The 20,285-nt window shown below is 41.3% G+C and carries 20 protein-coding genes; 18 read left to right on the top strand and 2 right to left on the bottom strand.

From position 1 onward, the window contains the following. The first annotated feature begins 49 nt into the window (after positions 1 to 49). The 9 genes from ACTNB8_RS04510 to ACTNB8_RS04470 all read left to right on the top strand — a co-directional run bounded on the left by ACTNB8_RS04510 (position 50) and on the right by ACTNB8_RS04470 (position 8,669). Entirely contained in the window at positions 50 to 415 is a 366-nt protein-coding gene (locus ACTNB8_RS04510; RefSeq protein ID WP_296155192.1) for a BMC domain-containing protein, read from the top strand. Between the two features lie 10 nt (positions 416 to 425). Further along, complete coding sequence (locus ACTNB8_RS04505; protein WP_441052660.1) at positions 426 to 854, top strand: BMC domain-containing protein; 429 nt, start codon at positions 426 to 428, stop codon at positions 852 to 854. A gap of 15 nt (positions 855 to 869) precedes the next feature. After that, positions 870 to 1,400: a EutP/PduV family microcompartment system protein gene (locus ACTNB8_RS04500; protein WP_296155195.1), complete on the top strand. Its 531-nt coding sequence runs from the start codon at positions 870 to 872 to the stop codon at positions 1,398 to 1,400. Positions 1,401 to 1,856: 456 nt separating this feature from the next. Continuing rightward, positions 1,857 to 2,906 carry a Gfo/Idh/MocA family protein gene (locus ACTNB8_RS04495; protein ID WP_441052657.1) on the top strand — a complete coding sequence of 350 codons (1,050 nt, stop codon included), beginning with the start codon at positions 1,857 to 1,859 and terminating at the stop codon, positions 2,904 to 2,906. Next, the gene (locus ACTNB8_RS04490) at positions 2,903 to 3,817 is read left to right on the top strand and encodes a sugar phosphate isomerase/epimerase family protein (protein ID WP_441052655.1); all 915 of its coding nucleotides are present in this window, start codon (positions 2,903 to 2,905) and stop codon (positions 3,815 to 3,817) included. The genes ACTNB8_RS04495 and ACTNB8_RS04490 overlap by 4 nt, the downstream gene beginning before the upstream one ends. A gap of 82 nt (positions 3,818 to 3,899) precedes the next feature. Next, positions 3,900 to 4,958 (top strand): substrate-binding domain-containing protein, encoded by a 1,059-nt coding sequence (locus ACTNB8_RS04485; RefSeq protein ID WP_441052653.1) that lies wholly within the window; start codon positions 3,900 to 3,902, stop codon positions 4,956 to 4,958. A 128-nt stretch (positions 4,959 to 5,086) separates the two neighbouring features. Beyond that, complete coding sequence (locus ACTNB8_RS04480; RefSeq protein ID WP_441052652.1) at positions 5,087 to 6,595, top strand: sugar ABC transporter ATP-binding protein; 1,509 nt, start codon at positions 5,087 to 5,089, stop codon at positions 6,593 to 6,595. Beyond that, on the top strand, positions 6,588 to 7,613 hold the full coding sequence (locus ACTNB8_RS04475) for an ABC transporter permease (protein WP_441052650.1): 1,026 nt from the start codon (positions 6,588 to 6,590) through the stop codon (positions 7,611 to 7,613). The genes ACTNB8_RS04480 and ACTNB8_RS04475 overlap by 8 nt, the downstream gene beginning before the upstream one ends. Before the next feature lie 66 nt (positions 7,614 to 7,679). Further along, complete coding sequence (locus ACTNB8_RS04470) at positions 7,680 to 8,669, top strand: LacI family DNA-binding transcriptional regulator (protein ID WP_441052648.1); 990 nt, start codon at positions 7,680 to 7,682, stop codon at positions 8,667 to 8,669. Positions 8,670 to 8,743: 74 nt separating this feature from the next. Here the strand turns inward: ACTNB8_RS04470 and ACTNB8_RS04465 are convergent, their stop codons facing one another. Continuing rightward, positions 8,744 to 10,711, bottom strand: a complete 1,968-nt coding sequence (locus ACTNB8_RS04465) for an oleate hydratase (protein WP_441052646.1) — start codon at positions 10,709 to 10,711, stop codon at positions 8,744 to 8,746. A gap of 266 nt (positions 10,712 to 10,977) precedes the next feature. Here ACTNB8_RS04465 and ACTNB8_RS04460 point away from each other — a divergent pair, with 266 nt between their 5' ends. From ACTNB8_RS04460 to ACTNB8_RS04430, 7 genes are all read left to right on the top strand, one after another. Continuing rightward, complete coding sequence (locus ACTNB8_RS04460) at positions 10,978 to 11,910, top strand: DMT family transporter (protein ID WP_441052645.1); 933 nt, start codon at positions 10,978 to 10,980, stop codon at positions 11,908 to 11,910. A gap of 235 nt (positions 11,911 to 12,145) precedes the next feature. Beyond that, on the top strand, positions 12,146 to 12,574 hold the full coding sequence (rplM, locus tag ACTNB8_RS04455; RefSeq protein WP_441052643.1) for a 50S ribosomal protein L13: 429 nt from the start codon (positions 12,146 to 12,148) through the stop codon (positions 12,572 to 12,574). A 15-nt stretch (positions 12,575 to 12,589) separates the two neighbouring features. After that, the gene (gene rpsI, locus ACTNB8_RS04450) at positions 12,590 to 12,982 is read left to right on the top strand and encodes a 30S ribosomal protein S9 (protein ID WP_441052642.1); all 393 of its coding nucleotides are present in this window, start codon (positions 12,590 to 12,592) and stop codon (positions 12,980 to 12,982) included. Between the two features lie 299 nt (positions 12,983 to 13,281). Further along, positions 13,282 to 14,274 carry an N-acetylmuramoyl-L-alanine amidase gene (locus ACTNB8_RS04445; RefSeq protein ID WP_441052640.1) on the top strand — a complete coding sequence of 331 codons (993 nt, stop codon included), beginning with the start codon at positions 13,282 to 13,284 and terminating at the stop codon, positions 14,272 to 14,274. 103 nt (positions 14,275 to 14,377) lie between these two features. Next, on the top strand, positions 14,378 to 15,502 hold the full coding sequence (locus ACTNB8_RS04440) for an aldo/keto reductase (RefSeq protein ID WP_441052638.1): 1,125 nt from the start codon (positions 14,378 to 14,380) through the stop codon (positions 15,500 to 15,502). Positions 15,503 to 15,519: 17 nt separating this feature from the next. Continuing rightward, positions 15,520 to 17,076: an ABC-F family ATP-binding cassette domain-containing protein gene (locus ACTNB8_RS04435; RefSeq protein ID WP_441052636.1), complete on the top strand. Its 1,557-nt coding sequence runs from the start codon at positions 15,520 to 15,522 to the stop codon at positions 17,074 to 17,076. 114 nt (positions 17,077 to 17,190) lie between these two features. After that, entirely contained in the window at positions 17,191 to 17,637 is a 447-nt protein-coding gene (locus ACTNB8_RS04430; RefSeq protein WP_441052634.1) for a transporter, read from the top strand. On the opposite strand, the gene ACTNB8_RS04425 is transcribed toward ACTNB8_RS04430, so the two are convergent. Continuing rightward, positions 17,634 to 18,095, bottom strand: coding sequence for a CYTH domain-containing protein (locus tag ACTNB8_RS04425; RefSeq protein ID WP_441052632.1), 462 nt, complete (start codon positions 18,093 to 18,095; stop codon positions 17,634 to 17,636). The genes ACTNB8_RS04430 and ACTNB8_RS04425 overlap by 4 nt on opposite strands. A 113-nt stretch (positions 18,096 to 18,208) precedes the next feature. Here ACTNB8_RS04425 and ACTNB8_RS04420 point away from each other — a divergent pair, with 113 nt between their 5' ends. Further along, on the top strand, positions 18,209 to 18,766 hold the full coding sequence (locus ACTNB8_RS04420; RefSeq protein ID WP_441052630.1) for a DJ-1 family glyoxalase III: 558 nt from the start codon (positions 18,209 to 18,211) through the stop codon (positions 18,764 to 18,766). A 214-nt stretch (positions 18,767 to 18,980) separates the two neighbouring features. Then, a complete protein-coding gene (gene tig, locus ACTNB8_RS04415) occupies positions 18,981 to 20,267 on the top strand; it encodes a trigger factor (RefSeq protein WP_441052628.1) in 1,287 nt (428 codons plus the stop codon). Positions 20,268 to 20,285 lie beyond the last annotated feature (18 nt).

Here is a 20,285-nt window from a genome sequence, read left to right as displayed (position 1 = left end):
GCTGTAGCGTGCGTGCGGCAGCCATATTATTGAAAGCGGGGAACGGTTAATGGCTAATGATCATGGAGAACAGATAAGAATTGTACAGGAAACCGTAGCTGGTAAAGAAATCACTTTTGCACATGTGATGGGCGGTCCGGCTCCGATCATCTATCAGAAACTGGGGCTTAATCCGCAGGTGGATTACGGATCATCGGCAATTGGAATCATGAATATGACACCGCCGGAATCAGCAGTTATTGCATCTGACATTGCAGTAAAGAGCGGTAATGTATATCTTGGATTTGCAGACCGCTTTACAGGAACACTGATCATTACAGGAGAGATTTCAGATGTTATGTCCGCAATGACAGAGATTGTAAATTATTTCAGAGATTCACTGGGATATGTAGTCTGCGATATAACCAAGAGATAGGAAGTGCGGCATGGAACGAATAACGAGAGAAGAATTTCTTGAAAAGCTGTTTCATGATGATTATGAAAATCTGAAAGGAAAAAAACTCCGGCTGACACGTGTGAGAGTTCCGGGAAAGTCTATTGATCTGGCTCATGTCATGAGTCCTTCGGATTCATCTGTTTATCAGAATCTGGCGTTGCATATCGGTGTCCATGAAGGGGAAGACCACAGAGGAGAATCCATAGGGCTGATACGTTTTACACCGTGGGAGGCTGTAGTGGTTGCGACTGACATTGCGGTGAAGGCTGCACATGTGCAGGTTGGTTTTATGGACAGATTCTGTGGAACACTGATTATTACAGGCGGACTTTCTGAAGTGATGACAGCGGTGGAAGAAGTTGTAAGATTTTTCCGTGATGAACTGAAATTCAGCGTATGTGAGATTCACAGGAGTTAAGGACCGGGAGATACAATGAAAAAAGTTTTTCTGATGGGAAGAAGTGAGGCAGGGAAGACATCTCTGACACAGGCGCTGAAAGGCGAGGAACTTCATTATCATAAGACACAGTATACAAATTCAAATGAAGATACAATTGATTCACCAGGAGAATATGCTGAATCCAAACATTTCAGTGTAGGACTTGCCTGTTTTTCTTTTGAAGCAGATGTGATTGCGATTGTACAGGCAGCGAATGAGCCATTTAATCTGTTCAGTGATGGAAGCAGAAACTTCCTTCTCCGGCCGCTGATCGGTATTATCACAAAGGTTGATTCACCTTATGCCAATATTCCTATGGTGAGACAGTGGATGGAAAATATGGGATGTGAGCGGATTTTTGAAGTGAACAATGTGACGAGAGAGGGAATCCAGGAACTTATGGATTACCTGAAAGATGATCTTCCGAAACTCAGTCTGGAACAGGCAAAATTCAAACAGAGTCTTGGGCTTAATGAATGGCAGCCACTTCCGGAAGGCGTGGAATATCCTGAAAATATAAGGTAGGTTTTAACTGAGACATGCAGGAATGCGTGTCTTTTTTGCGTTATAGGAAATTACTCCGGATTCTGAATGATTCGGATCAGTGTTTTTATTATCTTCTGAGTCTGGAAGTTCTGAGAGTTTTTGGAGCAGAGAATGAATAATAAGTGAAAAATCCTGAAAGATTTTAACAAATAAAAATAATCCCGGATAGTGTGGAGTACATTATCCGGGATTTTGCTTTGGCAACTGGAAGGTTCTCTTTATAAAATGAAAGAAATGAAAACATTTCAGAAAAGAGAAGAAAAATATAGACAAAAACATTAAAAATAAATAAAAGAATCATACAATACATAGAAAAAATATACGGATGCCACAAAAAGATTGACCCTAAAAATGAAAAATGCTATATTTTATTTGAAAAATGAAACAAAAGTGAAATAAAAATGAAAGAAAAATGAATCATAAAGGAGGAGAAAAATGATAAAAATCGGAATCATCGGCTGTGGAAAAATTGCCCAGGTTCGTCATATTCCGGAATATCTGGATAATACGGATGCAGAACTGGCTGGCCTTTATGATCTGAATCTGCAGCGTGCAGAAGAACTTGCAGAGAAATATCACTGTAAGGCTTATGAAAGTATTGAAACTATGCTGGCAGATTCGGAAATAGATGCAGTCAGTGTATGTGCAGCCAACCATGTTCATGCGGAAATTACAGTTGCAGCATTAAAAGCAGGAAAACATGTGCTCTGTGAAAAACCGATGGCAACTTCTCTTAAGGACTGTCAGCTTATGGTGGATACAGCAGAAAAAATGGGAAAAATTCTGATGATAGGTCAGAACCAGAGATTTGCGAAGGCTCATATGGAAGCACGCAAACTGATAGAACGAGGCGACATAGGTAAAGTCCTCACATTCAAAACAACATTCGGACATGGCGGTCCAGAGACATGGAGTGTGGATGCCGGTCCTCAGAACTGGTTCTTTGATAAGAAGAGAGCTGCAATGGGTGCAATGGCAGACCTTGGAGTACATAAAACTGACCTGATCCAGTATCTCCTGGAAGATACGGTAGAAGCAACAACAGCAACAGTTACAACACTGGATAAGAGAGACAGTAACGGTGATCTGATCGGAGTTGATGATAATGCGATCTGCATCTACAAGATGAAAAGTGGTGTGATCGGAACCATGACAGCAAGCTGGACATATTATGGAGAAGAAGATAATTCCACGATCATATATGGTACAGAAGGTATACTGAAAATATATGATGATCCGAAATACTGCCTGGAACTGATTCGCAGAGATGGAGGAAAAGTCTTCTACGACATTGACCAGATTCAGACAAATGATAACCAGACAAAATCAGGGATCATTGATGGATTTGTAGAGGCAGTAAAAAACGGAACAGAACCTGCTGTTCCGGGAAAGAGTGTCTTAAGTGCAATGAAAGCCATCTTTGGAAGCCTGAAATCAAGTGAACTGGGAAGAACCGTTCGTGTAGATGAGGAGGAATTGGAGTGAAGATTGGTTTAGTCAGTGCAATCCTGGAAGATTGTAACTTTAAGGAAATGATCGATACCATATCAGAAATCGGTTATGAATGTGTGGAAGTAGCCTGCTGGCCGAAAGCAAAAGCAGAGCGCAGATATGCAGGAGTCAGCCACATTGATGTAAATGACCTGGACGATCAGAAAGCAGAAGAGATACTTTCTTACTGCAAAGAAAAAAATGTTGAGATTTCAGCACTTGCGTTTTATCCGAATACAATGGATGGAAATCTGGAAAAAAGAGCCGCAAACATTGAACATCTTTACAAAGTGATTGATGCAAGCCACAAACTGGGAATCAACCTTGTTACTTCTTTTATTGGAAGAGATCAGACAAAAACAGTTGAAGAAAACCTTGAACTTGTAAAAGAAATCTGGATTCCAATTGTAAAATACGCTGAAGAAAAAGGTGTACGTATTGCAATAGAGAACTGCCCGATGCTTTTTGACGGAGATCAGTGGCCGGGCGGACAGAACCTGATGACAACTCCGGTGATCTGGAGAAAGGTTTTCGACATCCTTGACAGCGATTATATTGGAATCAATTATGATCCTTCTCATTTCGTATGGCAGATGATCGATTATATCCAGCCGATTTACGAATTTAAGGACAAGATTTTCCATGTACATTATAAGGATATCAAACTGTTAAAAGAAAAACTGAAAGAATATGGAACAATGGCATATCCACTTCAGTATATGAAACCGAAGCTTCCAGGACTTGGAGATGTGGACTGGGGCAAATACGTATCTGCTCTGACAGATATTGATTATGATGGCTATACATGTATTGAGATTGAGGACAAGAATTTTGAGGGCTCAAAAGAAAAGGTTCTTGACAGCCTGAAACTTTCACTCAGATACATGAGACAGTTTGTGATCTGAGATATCACATAGAAAGAAAATAATGCGGATAAGAAAGCCGCTTATTAAAAATCAATCAAATTCCAAAAGGAGGAAATGAATTATGAGAAAAGCTTTAGTGTGCACACTGATCGCAGCTATGACAGTAGGAAGTATGGTTACACCTGTATTTGCAGACGGTGACGGAGATGCAACACATATTTATGTACTGACAGCACCGGAAGATCATGGCTGGACAGGTTCTGTTGCAACATTTGCAAAAGAAAAAATCGAAGAAGTAAACGGTGATGGAACATACAGTGCTGAACTGATCACATCTGCAGATGCAGCAGAACAGATCGTAAATATCGAAGATATCATCGCAGCAGGCGAAGACAATATCGCAGTTGTTATCCAGCCTATCGATGATACTGTACAGTCTGCTATCCAGCAGTTGGTTGATGCTGAGATCCCATACGTTGCATTTGACCGTATTATCGATGGTGTTGCTGACAGCGCAGTATCCAATGTAAAAGGTGACAATGAAGGTATCGGAGCAGCATGTGCAGCTTACTATACAGAGCAGGGTATGAAACCTGGTGATGCAGTTTATGTATACGAAGGAGATACTTCTTCTGTAACAACTCTCCGTGATGAAGGATTCACAAAGTACCTTACCGGAGAACTGGAATATGACGGAAAAACAATCGCAGACGATGCAAAATGGTCTGAAGATGATCTGAAATCTATCACATATTCAGGTGCCATGAACTGGAGCCGTTCCGATACAAAGACTTCTTTTGAATCTCTTCTCGGCGATGCTTCCAATGCAGATATCAAATGGTTCTATGCAGAAGATGATGAACTTGCAATGGGTATCCTTGAAGCTCTTCAGGGCGGTGGAATCGATGATGCAACAAAAGAAAAATTCCTTGGAAATACACCTTATCTGACAGGTTGTGGCGGTCTTGATGAACTTTATGCAGTACTTCGTGGTGAATCTTTCACAGATATTGCAGATCAGTTTGGTGGTATTGTATCTGTAACATACAGCCCGGCAATGATCCAGACAGCAATCCAGGATATGGTTGATTATCTGGATGGAAAAGATGTTGAACAGGATCACGTTATCGCATGTGAGATCGTTAACAAGGACAATGTAAAAGATTATCCTTCTTTCTAAAAACAAAAATGTAAAATAAAACCAGTGCAGAAGGGGACTTTTATAGTTCCCTTCTCTCTGATAGAAGTGAAGTTGCTTTTCAGGTGACATAACAGAAAGCCCGGTAACTCGGGCGGGGAGGCGAAATTATGAGTTTATTGCAGATGAAAAACATCTGTAAGTCCTTCAGTGGAGTTCCGGTACTGAAAAATGTACAGCTTACAGTAGAAAAAGGGGAAGTGCATGCTCTTCTCGGTGAAAACGGAGCAGGTAAATCAACACTTATGAATGTGTTGACAGGTGTGCTTCCGTGCGACAAAGGTGAAATAGAATTTGAAGGTAAAAAGCTGAAAAATATCACGATAAAACAGTCTGAAAGTCTTGGAATTGCATTTGTACATCAGGAACTGAATCTTTTTAATGATCTGAAGGTGTATGAAAATATTTTCCTTCAGAAAGAATATACAACGAAATTCGGCAGACTGGATAAGAAAAAAATGATTCGGGAAGCTGAAAAACTGTTTCATGAACTAGGTGTGGATATTGATGCAACACAGCAGGTTTCAAAATTAAAAACCAGTCAGAAACAGCTGCTTGAAATCTCAAAAGCTTTGTTTTTCAAGGCAAAACTTCTGATTCTGGATGAGCCGACAACATCTCTGAATAATGAGGAAGTTGCTCATCTTTTTGAAATCGTTAATAATCTGAAGAAAAAAGGAACATCTTTTATCTTCATTTCTCATAAAATGCCGGAGATTTTCCGGTTATCAGACAGGTATACGGTATTCCGTAACGGAGAATTTATAGGAACCGGCAGGATTGAAAATACGACTCCTGAGAACGTGACCAGAATGATGGTCGGCGAGAAATATTCCGATCAGGACGTTTATGAAGAAAGAAAACCGGGAGATACGATTCTTGAACTGAAAGATTTCAGCGGTGAGGGATTCCATAATATCAATCTCAATGTGAAGAAGGGAAGTATTGTAGGGCTGACCGGACTTCAGGGAGCAGGAAGCAGCGAACTGATGCAGTGTATGTTCGGTGTGACGAGAGCCTATGGCGGTGAGATGCGTGTGATGGGAAATGTTATGCACGATCACAGCATACATACTGCAATGAAAGACAAGATCGCGATGCTCGCTTCCAACAGAAAAGAAAACTCTGTTATTCCTGATATGAACATTCTTGAAAATATGTATCTTTCTGAACATACGCTTTCTGCATGGAAACCTTCCATATCGCGAAAAAAAGAAGAAGAGCGGTATGAAAAGTATAAAAAAATGCTGAATATCAAAGCAAATTCATGTAATGACCTGATCACCTCCTTAAGTGGTGGAAACCAGCAGAAAGTTTTTCTTGCAAGATGGCTGAATACAGATGCGGAAATTCTGCTTCTGGACAATCCCACCCAGGGTATTGATGTAGGTGCAAAAGCAGAAATTTACAAACTGATCCTGGAACTTGCGAAACAGGGCAAAACAATCCTGATCAACACACTGGAGATACCGGAGATTCAGAAAGTAGCAGATTACTGTGCGGTATTTTATAACGGGGAGATCATAAAGATTCTGAAACATCAGGAAATCGATGAAATGACAGTTATGATGTATTCAACAAATGCGGCACAGGCAGAGGAGGGAACAGAGAATGAATAAAAAAAGTACAACGATTCCTGGACGTATTACAGGTTTCCTTGGTGAAAACAGTTATATAGTTGTTTTTGTTGCAATCTTTATCGTATATGCGCTGACAACAAACGGTCTTACATGGAGTGGAATGATGAATGTATTCCGTCATTCAGCTGTCATTGGAATTATTGGCCTTGGAATGGGACTGATCTGTATTACAGGCGAGATTGACCTGTCGGTAGGTTCCATGCTTGCACTGGACGGTGGATTTTCCGTTATCATTTTTAACATGACAAACAGTATTCTTCTGACTTTCTTGTTTGCAGTACTGTTTGGCGCATTCTGCGGACTGCTCAACGGAGTAATGGTCGGCTGGATCCAGATGCCTGCATTTATCGTTACACTGGCAACCATGCTTATCTATCGTTCTTTTGCACAGTATTTCTGCCAGCATGTGGACAAGCAGCTCATTGGCGGAGGAAGTTCTGTGTATAAGATGGCAAACAGTCAGTCCTCCTATCAGACACTTTATAATTTTGGAAACGGAAAAGTTTCCACTATTCCGATCGTTGGTCTGATCCTTATTATCATGACGCTTATTTTTGTGTATATCACAACAAGCACAAAATATGGCAAAAAAGTATATGCAGTGGGCAGTAATATGAAAGGAGCCCAGATGGCAGGTATCAATACTGCTGTTGTAAAAATCTCAGTTTTTGTTATCGCGGGTGCACTTGTCGGAATCGGTGCTTTTCTGTGGATCGCCATGAATGCATCTGCTGACCCGGCAACTACAGGTAACAGTTATGAAATGTATGCGATCGCCGCAGCGGTTCTGGGCGGTATCAGCATGTCAGGCGGAAAAGGAAAATGCCTTGGAATTCTGTTTGGTGCAATGTCCTATACAATCATTGATAAAATTATTGTGTCCCTTAAAATGGATTCACTTATCAATAACGCGATCAAAGGAATTATTCTCCTGGTAGTTATCATGGTGCAGATTATCGGACCGCAGATAAAACAAAAATTTCATAAAGGTGAATAATTATCTCTGTTAAACAGGAAGAAAATACTTTATAATATTAATAAAAACCTGAAAAAGAGAAAACCTATGAAGAAGATAACAGTTTCATTAATTGCCGAAAAAGCAGATGTGTCACCGGCAACAGTATCAAGAGTGCTGAATCACAGAAATCTGGTCAAGGAACCGACGATACGCAGGGTAGAAGAAGCCATGCGGTCGCTGGGATATCAGATCGAAAATACAGTTACAGTTTCAAAAGAAACGCAGCCACTGATTGTTCTGAACATACCAGGCATTGAAAATGTATTTTATCAGGAGATTATCAGAGGAGCCAGAGTGTCTGCAAAGGCGCATGGCTGCCATCTGCTGATTCATGAATCACATCTGAATAAAGGAACCATGGTCGATTTCTGCAATCTTCTGAGACGTGTGGAAGCAGCTGGGGTAATCCTTCTGAACCGGGTTTCGGAAGAATCCCTGAATCAGATAAGAGCTGTTGCGCCCCTTGTGCAGTGCTGCGAATATAACGAAAATGCTGACTATCCGTATGTGAGTATTGACGATGAAAGGGCGGCGGAAACTGCAACAGAATATCTGCTTTCCAATGGGGGAAGCAGGATTGCTCTGATCAACGGGCCCGGAAATTTTAAATACGCCAGAAGACGTCAGGAGGGATTTCTACATGCGCTTGAAAAAGCAGAGATACGCATACCGAAGCAGTGGATTGTCCAGCTTCCTGAAGTAAGCTATGAAATGGCCTATGCTGCTGTATGCAGGCTTTTAAATTCTGATACAAGACCTAATGCTTTTTTTGCCATATCAGATGTTTTTGCAGCGGCAGTGATTCGTGCAGCGAAGAGATTTCATCTTCATGTTCCGAAGGATATTCTCGTGGTCGGATTTGACAATATTGAGCTTTCATCGATGACAACTCCTTCTATTACAACTGTAAATCAGCCGAAATTTCAGATGGGTTATTCTGCGTGTGAAATGCTTCTTGAGCTGATCGAAAACCCACAGGGAGAAATGAAGTCCCTTTTACTGGATACTGAACTTGTGATCAGGGAATCAACGTAAAATACAATAGAATAAGAAAAGTTCTAAAAAGCCCGGAGTGAATCACAGATTGTACAGTTCACTCCGGACTTTTATTACATATTATCTTTCAGTACATCATAGTCTCTGAGGACTTTTTCAATCGCAGTTCCTTTTACGAAATGGAGCAGAGGTTTCTTGATCAGGTTAAGCGGTCCCGGGAGCTGGATTTCCAGTGGAGATTTACCATCCATAAGTTTTACGCTGCTGCTTAAAAGTTCGCGGATATCGTAAACACTGCCCCATACTTCCGGAACACCACGGTCTACACCAAGAAGCCCGTAAACTGCTTCCATGGCAGTTCTTACAGAGTATTCGGTTGTGAAAACCGTATCGCGTGGTGTATCTGCAAACTGACCAAGAAAAGCGAAGTTTACACAGCCGTCCGGGATAACATCCGGGCGGTCGCCCTTCGTACGTGGCATGAAGAATGCAGTGATGTATGGCATCATGGTCGGTACACATACGGCACTGTTTGCGGCGAGATCTTCAATCTGATCAGTCGGAACACCGAGATGATAGAGCCATTCTTCAGTAATTTCTTTACCTGTACATTCTTTCATCGGCTTTTTGATATAATCGCCCGGAACATCTGTAAACAGCCCATAGACCCAAACACAGACTTTATCCGGATCCTGTTCTTTGAACTGTCCCTGACGGTTGATAGTCCAGCTTAAGAGCCAGCTGGAATCCTGACAGCTTACGATGCCGCCTGTAACGACTTTGCCTGTTTTGGGATCACGTTTGCAGATATCAGTAATATAAGGAATGATTTTATTATCCAATGTAGTGACAGTCGCAGATTCCCAGTTGGTTTTGCTGATATCTGAGCAGAATTTTTCAGGATGACCGAAGGCAGGATCCTGTGCTGCGATATTTTTCCAGAGAGACCAGCAGCCGCTTGTACGGACTTCTGCATTGCTATTCGGAGCATGATCCTGATCACCGTAAATGGTTCCTTCTGTACAGCTTCCGTTTGTAACAAAGACGAGATCATTTTCGGTAAGAAGAATTGTTCTTTCTTCTCCTTTTACACGACATTCTATAGAAGAAGCAATTTTTTTGTTATCTCTGAATTCAAAGTGAACGTTGGTGACTTCTGTGTTGAACTGGAAATCAACACCTGCGTCCTCCAGATATTTCTGCATTGGAAGAATCAGAGATTCGTACTGATTATATCTTGTAAATTTCAGGGCGCTGAAATCCGGAAGACCTGCAATGTGGTGGATAAAGCGCTGGAAATAAAGTTTCATTTCAAGAGCACTGTGCCAGTTTTCAAATGCAAACATGGTTCTCCAGTACATCCAGAATGTGGAATCAAATACTTCCTCATCAAATACATCTTCAATGGTTTTGTCGTAGAGATCTTCATCTTTTGTCATGAAAAGTTTCATGATTTCCATGCAGCCTTTCTGGCTGAGATTGAATTTGCCGTCTGTGTGAGCGTCTTTTCCGCGGTTGATAGTTGCACGACACAGAGAGTAGTTGGGATCGTGTTTGTTCAGCCAGTAGAATTCGTCCAGAACAGAAGCACCTGGTGTTTCAAGTGAAGGAATGCTGCGGAATAGATCCCAGAGGCATTCAAAATGATTTTCCATTTCACGTCCGCCTCTCATGATATAGCCACGTGTCGGATCAAAGATGCCATCACAGGCACCGCCGGCAATATCCATAGCCTCAAGAATGTGAATATGAGAGCCCTTCATCTGTCCGTCACGTACCAGGAAGCAGGCGGCAGCCAGTGAAGCGAGACCGCTGCCAACGAGATAGGCATGTTTGTCATCAACGTCTTCCGGTTTTTCCGGGCGGGCAAAAGCTTCATAGTTACCGTTGGTATAGTAGATACCTTTGCTGTTTTTTTCATGTTTTCCGAGTTCTGTATTTCGATAGTCTGAATGCGATACACCGGATTTTACGGCTGAATCTGATGTGGTATGTTTTTCCTGGGAAGTTTTTTTCAGGAGGGCAGCAGCTCCGGCACCGGCAGCCAGTGCCACACCGAGTTTTAATCCTTTTTTAGACATATTAAAACCACCTTTCATGTTTGATAGAATGCTGTAAATGTTGTTGTGTGCAGTTATAGTATTACCATTTTGACACAGATTCAACTGACAAACGGAAGAGAATGGGAAAAAAATACTCATTTATGTCAGAGTGGGCAAAAAATATCCATTTACATTCAGGTGGGTAATTGATTGAATAATAAGACGTTGTGTGGCATAATAAAAGCATTGAGCCACGGCAGCAGAATCGTTTGTGGTTTATGAGAATATTGTTACTGGAGGAAAAAATGAAAGGTATTAATATAAAAGAAGAATTTATGCAGAAGACAATGGTTGTATGGCTTGGCGCATTGCTGTGTTGTCTTCTCTGGGGAAGCGCATTTCCCTGCATAAAAATAGGATACAGATTATTTGAGATAAATTCAGCCGATACTGCCACGCAGATTCTTTTTGCAGGCTGCAGATTTGCACTTGCAGGAGTTCTGGCTGTTATAATAGGAAGTTTTATGGAAGGAAGAATCCTTCTGCCTGAAAAAAAGGCAACAGGCAAGATACTGTGGTTGAGTATGCTTCAGACGATTATTCAGTATTTCTTTTTTTATATGGGACTGGCACATACCAGTGGAGTAAAAGCTTCTATTATAGAGGCGGTAAATGTGTTTGTTGCGATCCTTGTGGCAAGTTTTCTGTTTCATCAGGAAAAGATCACTTCCAGGAAGATCATCGGCTGTGTACTGGGATTTGCAGGAGTGGTACTTATCAATCTGAACGGAATGAATCTTCAGTTCAGTCTGGCTGGAGAAGGAGCGATCTTTCTTTCGACAGTTGCATATGCTTTTTCTTCTGTTTATGTAAAAAAATTCTCGAAAGAATTCAACCCGGTAATGTTAAGTGGCTATCAGTTTATTGTGGGTGGACTTGTTCTGATGGCAGCAGGCGGGGCCATGGGCGGCAGGATCAGCAGGGTATCACCTTCTGGTGCGGCGCTTCTTGTATATCTTGCACTGGTATCAGCAGTTGCATATTCTCTCTGGGGAATTCTTCTGAAATATAATCCGGTGTCAAGGGTTGCAGTGTTTGGATTTATGAATCCTGTATTTGGTGTATTTCTGTCAGCAATCCTTCTGGGAGAGGCAGATCAGGCATCAGGAATTTTCAGTGTAATATCACTGATTCTTGTATGCATTGGTATTTATATTGTAAACAGTTCAAAAAAGTAAAAAAACCGTAAAAAATCTGGAAAAAACTGTTGACATACGGAATGCCCTATAGTAGAATTACTCAATGTGACGTAGTGCGATGACTCCTGAGCCAAAGCCCCGGCAAAGGTGTTTTATCAGCGGTTTCGGACATTTCCGCAGTATATATTTGCACTGATCACCAGGAATTATATATGATATCACGCAGAGTCGTGATTAAACAAACTATCGTTGATAAATAACAGGAGGTAAAACCATGCAGACTTATATGGCTAATCCAGATAAAATCGAAAGAAAATGGTATGTAGTTGACGCTGAAGGCTGTACACTGGGCCGTCTGGCATCTGGTGTTGCTAGCGTATTAAGAGGAAAAAACAAACCTCAGTTCACACCACACGTAGACACAGGTGATTATGTAATCATTATTAATGCTGACAAGGTCAAAGTAACTGGTAAGAAAATGGATCAGAAAGTTTACTATCATCATTCAGACTATGTTGGTGGAATGAAAGAAACCACATTAAAAGAAATGATGGCTAAAAAACCGGAAAAGGTTGTTGAGCTGGCAGTTAAAGGTATGCTTCCAAAAGGACCTCTGGGAAGAACCATGTACAAGAAACTTTTCGTTTATGCCGGACCAGAGCACAAACATGAAGCTCAGAAACCGGAAACCTTAACATTTTAATAGGAGGTAGGAACATTGGCTAGCGCAAAATTCTACGGAACAGGAAGAAGAAAAAAATCAATCGCAAGAGTTTACCTTACACCTGGTACAGGCAAAATCACAATCAATAAAAGAGATATCGACGAATACTTCGGATTAGAGACTCTGAAAGTTATCGTTCGTCAGCCACTCGTTGCTACAGAGACAGAAGGCAAATTTGACGTACTTGTTAACGTTAAAGGTGGCGGATATACAGGACAGGCCGGTGCAATCAGACATGGCGTTTCAAGAGCACTTCTTGAAGCAGATGCAGAATACAGACCGGTTCTTAAAGCAGCTGGATTCCTTACACGTGATCCACGTATGAAAGAACGTAAGAAATACGGTCTCAAAGCAGCTCGTAGAGCACCACAGTTCTCCAAACGATAATTTCAATCGAATACAGAAAACTATTAAAACCTCGGAAAGTCTTGATTTTCCGGGGTTTTTCTTATGTCTGGAATTCTGAAAATTTTCTGAAAAAGTGGTGGATTTTGAAGCGTAGCACACACGTAGCACACAAATTCGCTTGACAGATTTGGAAAATCCTGCTAAAGTACGTGCAATCTCATATCAGCAGAAATACACTGAAAAAATATATTGAGTATATTTTTATTATAGTGGATAAATATAAATTTTAAATAAGTAACTGGCAGTCTGTCGATGTCAGAAGGGGAAGGAGCAAGGCTATGAAAAATATTCGAAAATGGAGCTGCATTATGTTATGTCTGATCATGCTGATCGGTTTTACAGGGGAGACAGAGAGAAGAGTCAGAGCAGATTCAGGGTCAGAGATAACAACACAGGTTCAGTCAGGTTATACAGGCTGGAAAACTATCAAAGGAAAGAAAAAATATTATCTTAACGGCAGGAAACTTAAAGGTTTCCGAAGAATAGGTGAATCGTACTATTATCTGGATTCCAGAGGAAACATGAAAACAGGCTGGCAGTTCGTGAAAAATCATTACAGGTATTTTGACAAAAAGACGGGTAAAATGAAAACAAACATAACAGTTCAGGGACGGAAGATTAACAGCAGCGGCATCTGGACTCCGGTTGTGGTGCTGGATCCGGGACATTCCGGAGTGGTAGCTTCCGGTTACGAACCTTTATGGCCGGGAGCTTCAGAACGAAAAGCAAGCGATAATTCAGGAACAGAAGGTGTTGCAACCAGAGTTCCGGAATACAGATTAACACTCACAATAGCTAAGAAACTGCGTACTGAATTAAAAAAACAGGGCTGCCAAGTGATACTGACCCGTAAAGATAACAAAACGCCAAAGAGCTGTGTCCAGAGGGCCAAAACTGCAAACCGTGCAAAAGCGGATGCATATCTCAGAATCCATGCAAATGGCGCTGATTCATCTTCAGCAACAGGCGCCATGACAATCTGTGTCACGAGGAAAAATCCGGCAGTTTCTGCAAAAATGTACAAAAAAAGTTATGCACTTTCAAAGGCTGTTCTGAATTCCTATGTAAAGGCAACAGGCTGCCGCAGAGAATATATCTGGGAAACTGATTCTATGAGCGGAAATAACTGGAGCAAAGTTCCGACTACACTGATTGAAATGGGATATATGTCAAATCCGTCAGAAGACCGGCGGATGCAGAAAACCTCATATCAGAAAAAGATGGTAAAAGGTATGGCTGACGGCCTTAGAATATATTTTCTGAGACAATGAGTCAAAAATGTGTTAAAATAATAGTAATACGCTGCTGACCGGTCAGGTGGCTATATTCTGTGAGAGTGCAGAAATATATACAAAATACAGGAGGTAGATGGATTTGTCATATTTGGGAGAAAACATCAGAAAACTTGGATTTGGTCTTATGCGCCTGCCACAGCTGGAAGACAAAACAATTGATATTGAACAGACAAAAGAAATGGTAGATCTTTTTATGGAGGCAGGATTTACCTATTTTGACACTGCCTGGGCTTATGCAGGAAGTGAAGATGCAATCCGTCAGGCACTGGTAGAAAGATATCCAAGAGAAAAATTTCAGCTTGCAACCAAAAATGCGGCATGGATCAACTGTAAAACAAGAGAAGATGCAACAGCACAGTTTGAAGCATCTCTGAAACAGACAGGAGCAGGATATTTCGATTTTTATCTGTTACATAACCTTGGAGAGATGCGTACAAAATATTTCAACGAATTCGGTCTATGGGAATGGGTTCAGGAGAAAAAAGCACAGGGACTCATTAAACATGCTGGATTTTCTTTTCATTCAACACCGGAAGAACTGGAAGCAATCCTGACTGAACATCCTGAAATGGAATTTGTTCAGCTGCAGATCAACTACGCAGACTGGGAAAACCCTGCAATCCAGTCAAGAGCATGCTACGAAGTAGCACGTAAACACGGCAAACCGGTTATTGTCATGGAACCAGTAAAAGGCGGAATGCTGGCTACACCACCTGCAAGTGTGGAAAAAATCCTCAAAAATGCAGAACCGGAATCTTCATCAGCTTCCTGGGCAGTTCGATTTGCGGCAAGTCTGGAAGGAATTATCACAGTTCTGTCAGGAATGAGCAATGCGGCTCAGATGGAAGACAACCTCTCTTATATGAAGACATTTGAGGGACTTTCAGAGAAAGAAAAAGAAACCCTCAAAAAAGCACAGGAAGAACTGAAAAAAATCCCGTTGATTCCATGTACAACATGTAATTACTGTGCAAAAGTCTGTCCGAAAGAAATCGGAATTTCAGGATCATTTACAGCAATGAATTATCTGACACTGTACGGAAGCAAAGAGCAGGCTCTTCATCAGGAAAACTGGCTTGTAGGCAGCCACGGAAGAAAATCTGCCACAGAGTGTATAAAATGTGGAAAATGCGAAGAAGTATGTCCACAGCATATTAAGATCAGAGATGAACTTGAAAAAGTTACAGAAAATCTTCTGAAATAATTTAACTGGAGAATTTTATGAGTATATTAAACGTTGAACATCTCACGCATGGATTTGGAGACAGAGCTATCTTTTCGGATGTTTCCTTTCGACTTCTCAAAGGAGAACACATCGGCCTTGTAGGCGCTAACGGTGAAGGAAAATCTACTTTTATGAGCATTGTGACCGGGAAGCTGATGCCCGATGAAGGTAAAGTGGAATGGGCAAAAAATGTCCATGCCGGTTATCTTGATCAGCATGCAGTTCTGGAAAAGGGAATGACCATACAGGAAGTCCTGAAGTCTGCTTTTGATCCACTGCTTCAGAAAGAACAGAGAATGAATGAAATCTGTGACCTTCTGGGAACGTCCGGTGAAGATGAGATGGAAGCACTTATGGAAGAGCTGGGAACTATTCAGGACGAACTGACACTGCATGATTTCTATGTGATCGACGCAAAAGTAGAAGAAGTGGCAAGGGCACTCGGACTTCTTGATCTGGGACTCGACCGTGACGTGACAGATTTAAGCGGCGGTCAGAGAACGAAGGTTCTCCTTGGCAAACTTCTTCTTGAAAAACCGGATATCCTCCTTCTGGATGAACCAACCAACTATCTGGATGAAGAACATATTGCCTGGCTGAAACGTTATCTTCTGGATTATGAAAATGCATTTATATTGATCTCGCATGACATACCATTCCTTAATGATGTGGTAAATATTATTTATCATATGGAAAACCAGGAGCTGAACCGTTATGTGGGAGATTATGATCATTTTCAGGAGGTTTATGCAGTAAAGAAAGCGCAGCTTGAGGCAGCATATCGCCGTCAGCAGCAGGAAATCAGCGAACTGAAGGATTTTGTTGCAAGAAACAAGGCCCGTGTTTCAACCAGAAACATGGCAATGTCCCGTCAGAAGAAACTTGACAAAATGGATGTGATCGAACTGGCGGCAGAAAAACCGAAGCCGGAGTTTCATTTTCGTTATGGGCGTACTCCTGGAAAAATGTTGTTTGAAACACATGACCTTGTGATTGGTTATGATGAACCACTTTCAAAACCTCTTAATTTCACGATGGAACGCGGTCAGAAGATTGCACTGGTTGGAACCAATGGAATCGGAAAGACCACTTTGCTGAAGAGTATTCTTGGTCTGATTCCTGCACTTAAAGGAAACTGCGAGAGAGGTGAAAATCTGGCCATTGGATATTTTGAACAGGAAGTAAAAGGTGACAACAAAACTACCTGTATTGAAGAACTGTGGCAGGAATTTCCATCTTATACACAGTATGAGGTTCGTTCTGCACTTGCAAAATGCGGACTGACAACAAAGCATATTGAAAGCCAGGTAAGGGTGCTGAGTGGCGGTGAGCAGGCAAAAGTTCGCCTGTGCAAACTTGTAAACAGGGATACAAATGTCCTTCTTCTGGACGAGCCTACGAACCATCTGGATGTAGATGCGAAAGAAGCACTGAAAACAGCGTTGAAAGAATACAGAGGAAGCATTTTGCTGATCTGTCATGAACCTGAATTTTATCAGGAAGTGGTAAATGAAGTCTGGGATATGAGCAGATGGACAACAAAGGTTTTCTGAGATTGTTTTGTATGCTGAAAAGTACATCATAACAGCATTGTATACAGGAAAGCACATGACAGCATATGATCTCCCGTGATAAACTTTACTAAAACAAAGATTATGGGAGGTACTATGCGCCGGGAAGTAAACCACAGAATTCGTAAAAAATTTAATGAGTGGATCTATAATATTGCCAGATACACAGAAATTCTTCTGTCAATAGTGATCCTCATAGTGATTGCACTGGCAGGAATACGTCTGATCCATGCGGTGACTGAGATTTCTGTCCTGAATATGGATATGGATTTTTTTTCGGAATTTCTTTCTAATGCACTGTCACTGGTAGTTGGTGTTGAATTTGTAAAAATGCTCTGCCTTCATTCTGCACAGACAGTTGTGGAGGTGCTTCTGTTTGCAACAGCCAGGCAGATGGTAGTGGAGCATCTTCAGACAACCCAGACACTGATCGGAGTTATTGCAATAGCAATACTTTTTGCAATTCGTAAATTTCTTATGACAGGAGAAGATGATATGGCGCATGTTCCGGAAAAACATGCAGAAGAAAAGCAGGAAGATTAATTCCTGCTTTTTCCTTTGCTGAGTGTGCTGTTGTGATAGGCGGATGACCAGGTAACATCCTCTCCGAACCATGCCGGAGGTGTATAGGAATTTGCCTGTTCTTCAGAAATGAACTCTACTTCTGCAAGCAGGAGACCTTCATAGTCATCATGAAAAACATCAAGCTCAATAGTAAGCCTGTCTTTTTCGGGGATCAGATAGCGGGTTTTGGATATGACAAGACCGTCGGCTTTCGGCTTCAGATGAAGATAGGCTTCTTCTGTAAGGGGAAGATTGTACTCTTCTCTTGCCATAAGACCTTTTGATTTGTAAGTGAGATAATATTCCTCATCCTGTCTGCGGATACGCACCACTGGTTCTGTACAGAGATACCCCTGTTCGATCTGATGACAGGGATAAGAATAATAATCAGCAGGAAGCTGCTCTTTTTTTATCAGAAATTTACGTTCAATCTCCATTTTTTCCTCCATTTTTCAAGATCTTTTTTGTGAATTAGTATATCGCTTTTTATGGAAAAATGCTATACTTAATGCCGGTGAGCAGCAATAACATAAAGAACGGAGGAGTTTTTATGAGCAAAAAAGTATATATTTTTCTTGCTGACGGATTTGAAGATATTGAGGGTCTGACTGTTGTGGATCTTATGCGAAGAGCCGGAATCAGCATTGAAACAGTTTCAATAAAAGAAATAAAAACAGTGACTACTTCACATAAGATTGTAATGCAGACGGACAGAATCTTTTCTGAAACAGATTTCTCAGATGCAGATATGCTTGTACTTCCAGGAGGAATGCCTGGTACAAAATATCTGGGAGAATATAAACCGCTTACAGATCTGCTTACAGATTTTTACAACAGTGGTAAAAAAATCGCTGCGATCTGCGCTGCACCGACAGTATTTGCATCACTTGGTTTCCTTGAAAACAGAAAAGCTACGGCATATCCTTCCTGCATGGAGGGTTTGAAAGGAGCAGAACGTTCTGAAGAAAAAGTTGTGATCGACGGAAATGTAACGACAAGCAGAGGCCTTGGAACAGCAGTTGATTTTGCACTGAGCCTTATCGAACAGCTTCTTGGTGCAAAAACAGCAGAGGAAATTGCGGAATCTGTGGTTTATTCCCGTAAATAAAGGAAAAACAAAGGAAAAACAAGGGAAAACAGGGCTTTTCGCTAAAAAAATACTGGCGTTTTTGTGACTGTTGTGCTATACTACGATAATGACTGTAATTGTATTTCTTTATATGGAGATACAGATACCTGCACTACTGAAGAACAGGCGGCAGGGATATAAAAAATAGAAGTAACACAGGTATAAACCTGAAAATTAAGGAGGAACAGGAAACATGAGTTTAAACGTCGAAAAACTGGAAAAAAACATGGCAAAACTTACAATTGAGGTTTCTGCTGAAGATTTAGAGAAAGCAATGCAGAATGCATACCAGAAAGCAAAAGGAAAAATCACTCTTCCGGGATTCCGTAAAGGAAAAGCTCCAAGAAAAATGATCGAGCAGATGTATGGAAAAGGAATTTTCCTTGAAGATGCAGCTAATGCGCTGATTCCGGAACATTACAGCAAAGCACTTGAAGAATGTGATCTGGAGATCGTTTCCCAGCCACAGATTGATGTAACACAGGCTGAACCAGGAAAAGCTTTCATCTTTACAGCTGAAGTTGCAGTTAAACCGGAAGTTACTCTTGGAGAGTACAAAGGAGTAGAAGTTCCGAAGGCAGATACAGAAGTAACTGATGAAGATGTTGAAGCTGAACTGAAGAAAGAACAGGAGAAAAACTCCAGAACAGTTACAGTAGAAGACCGTGGAGCAGAAAACGGCGATATCACAACAATCGATTTCGAAGGATTCATCGATGGAACAGCATTCGATGGCGGCAAAGGAACAGATTATCCGCTGACCCTTGGTTCAGGATCTTTCATTCCTGGATTTGAAGATCAGCTGGTTGGCGCAAAAGCCGGAGACCATGTAGAAGTTAAGGTTTCCTTCCCGGAAGACTACCAGGCAAAAGAACTGGCTGGCAAAGAAGCTGTATTCCAGTGTGACGTTAAGAAAGTAGAAGCAAAAGAACTTCCGGAACTGGATGATGATTTTGCACAGGATGCTTCTGAATTTGATACTCTTGCAGAGTACAAAGAAGATATCAAAAAGAACCTGACAGAAAAGAAAGAAAAAGAAGCACGTGCAGCAAAAGAAAACGCTGCTGTAGACAAAGCAATCGAAAATGCAGAGATGGAAATTCCGGATGCAATGCTGAATACACAGATTCGTCAGATGCTGGATGATTTCTCCAGAAGAATGCAGTCCCAGGGACTTACAATGGAGCAGTATTTCCAGTTCACAGGAATGACAGCAGAAAAGATGCAGGAAGAAATGAAACCTCAGGCTCTTAAGAGAATCCAGACAAGACTGGTTCTTGAGAAGATTGCAGAAGTAGAAAATATTCAGCCTACAGAGGAAGAAGTTGAAGAAGAAATCAAGAAAATGGCTGAAGCATATAAAATGGAAGCAGACAAGATCAAAGAACTGCTTGGTGACCGCGAGTTAGAGCAGATGAAGAAAGATATGGCTGTACAGAAAGCCGTAACTCTGGTTGCAGACGAAGCAAAAGAAGCCTAAGCAGACGTTCTGATCCGC

It is taken from the genome of Blautia sp. HCP28S3_G10, assembly GCF_052065235.1.
Taxonomy (GTDB): Bacteria; Bacillota; Clostridia; order Lachnospirales; family Lachnospiraceae; genus Blautia_A.
This window is presented reverse-complemented; position numbering and strand designations above follow the sequence as displayed.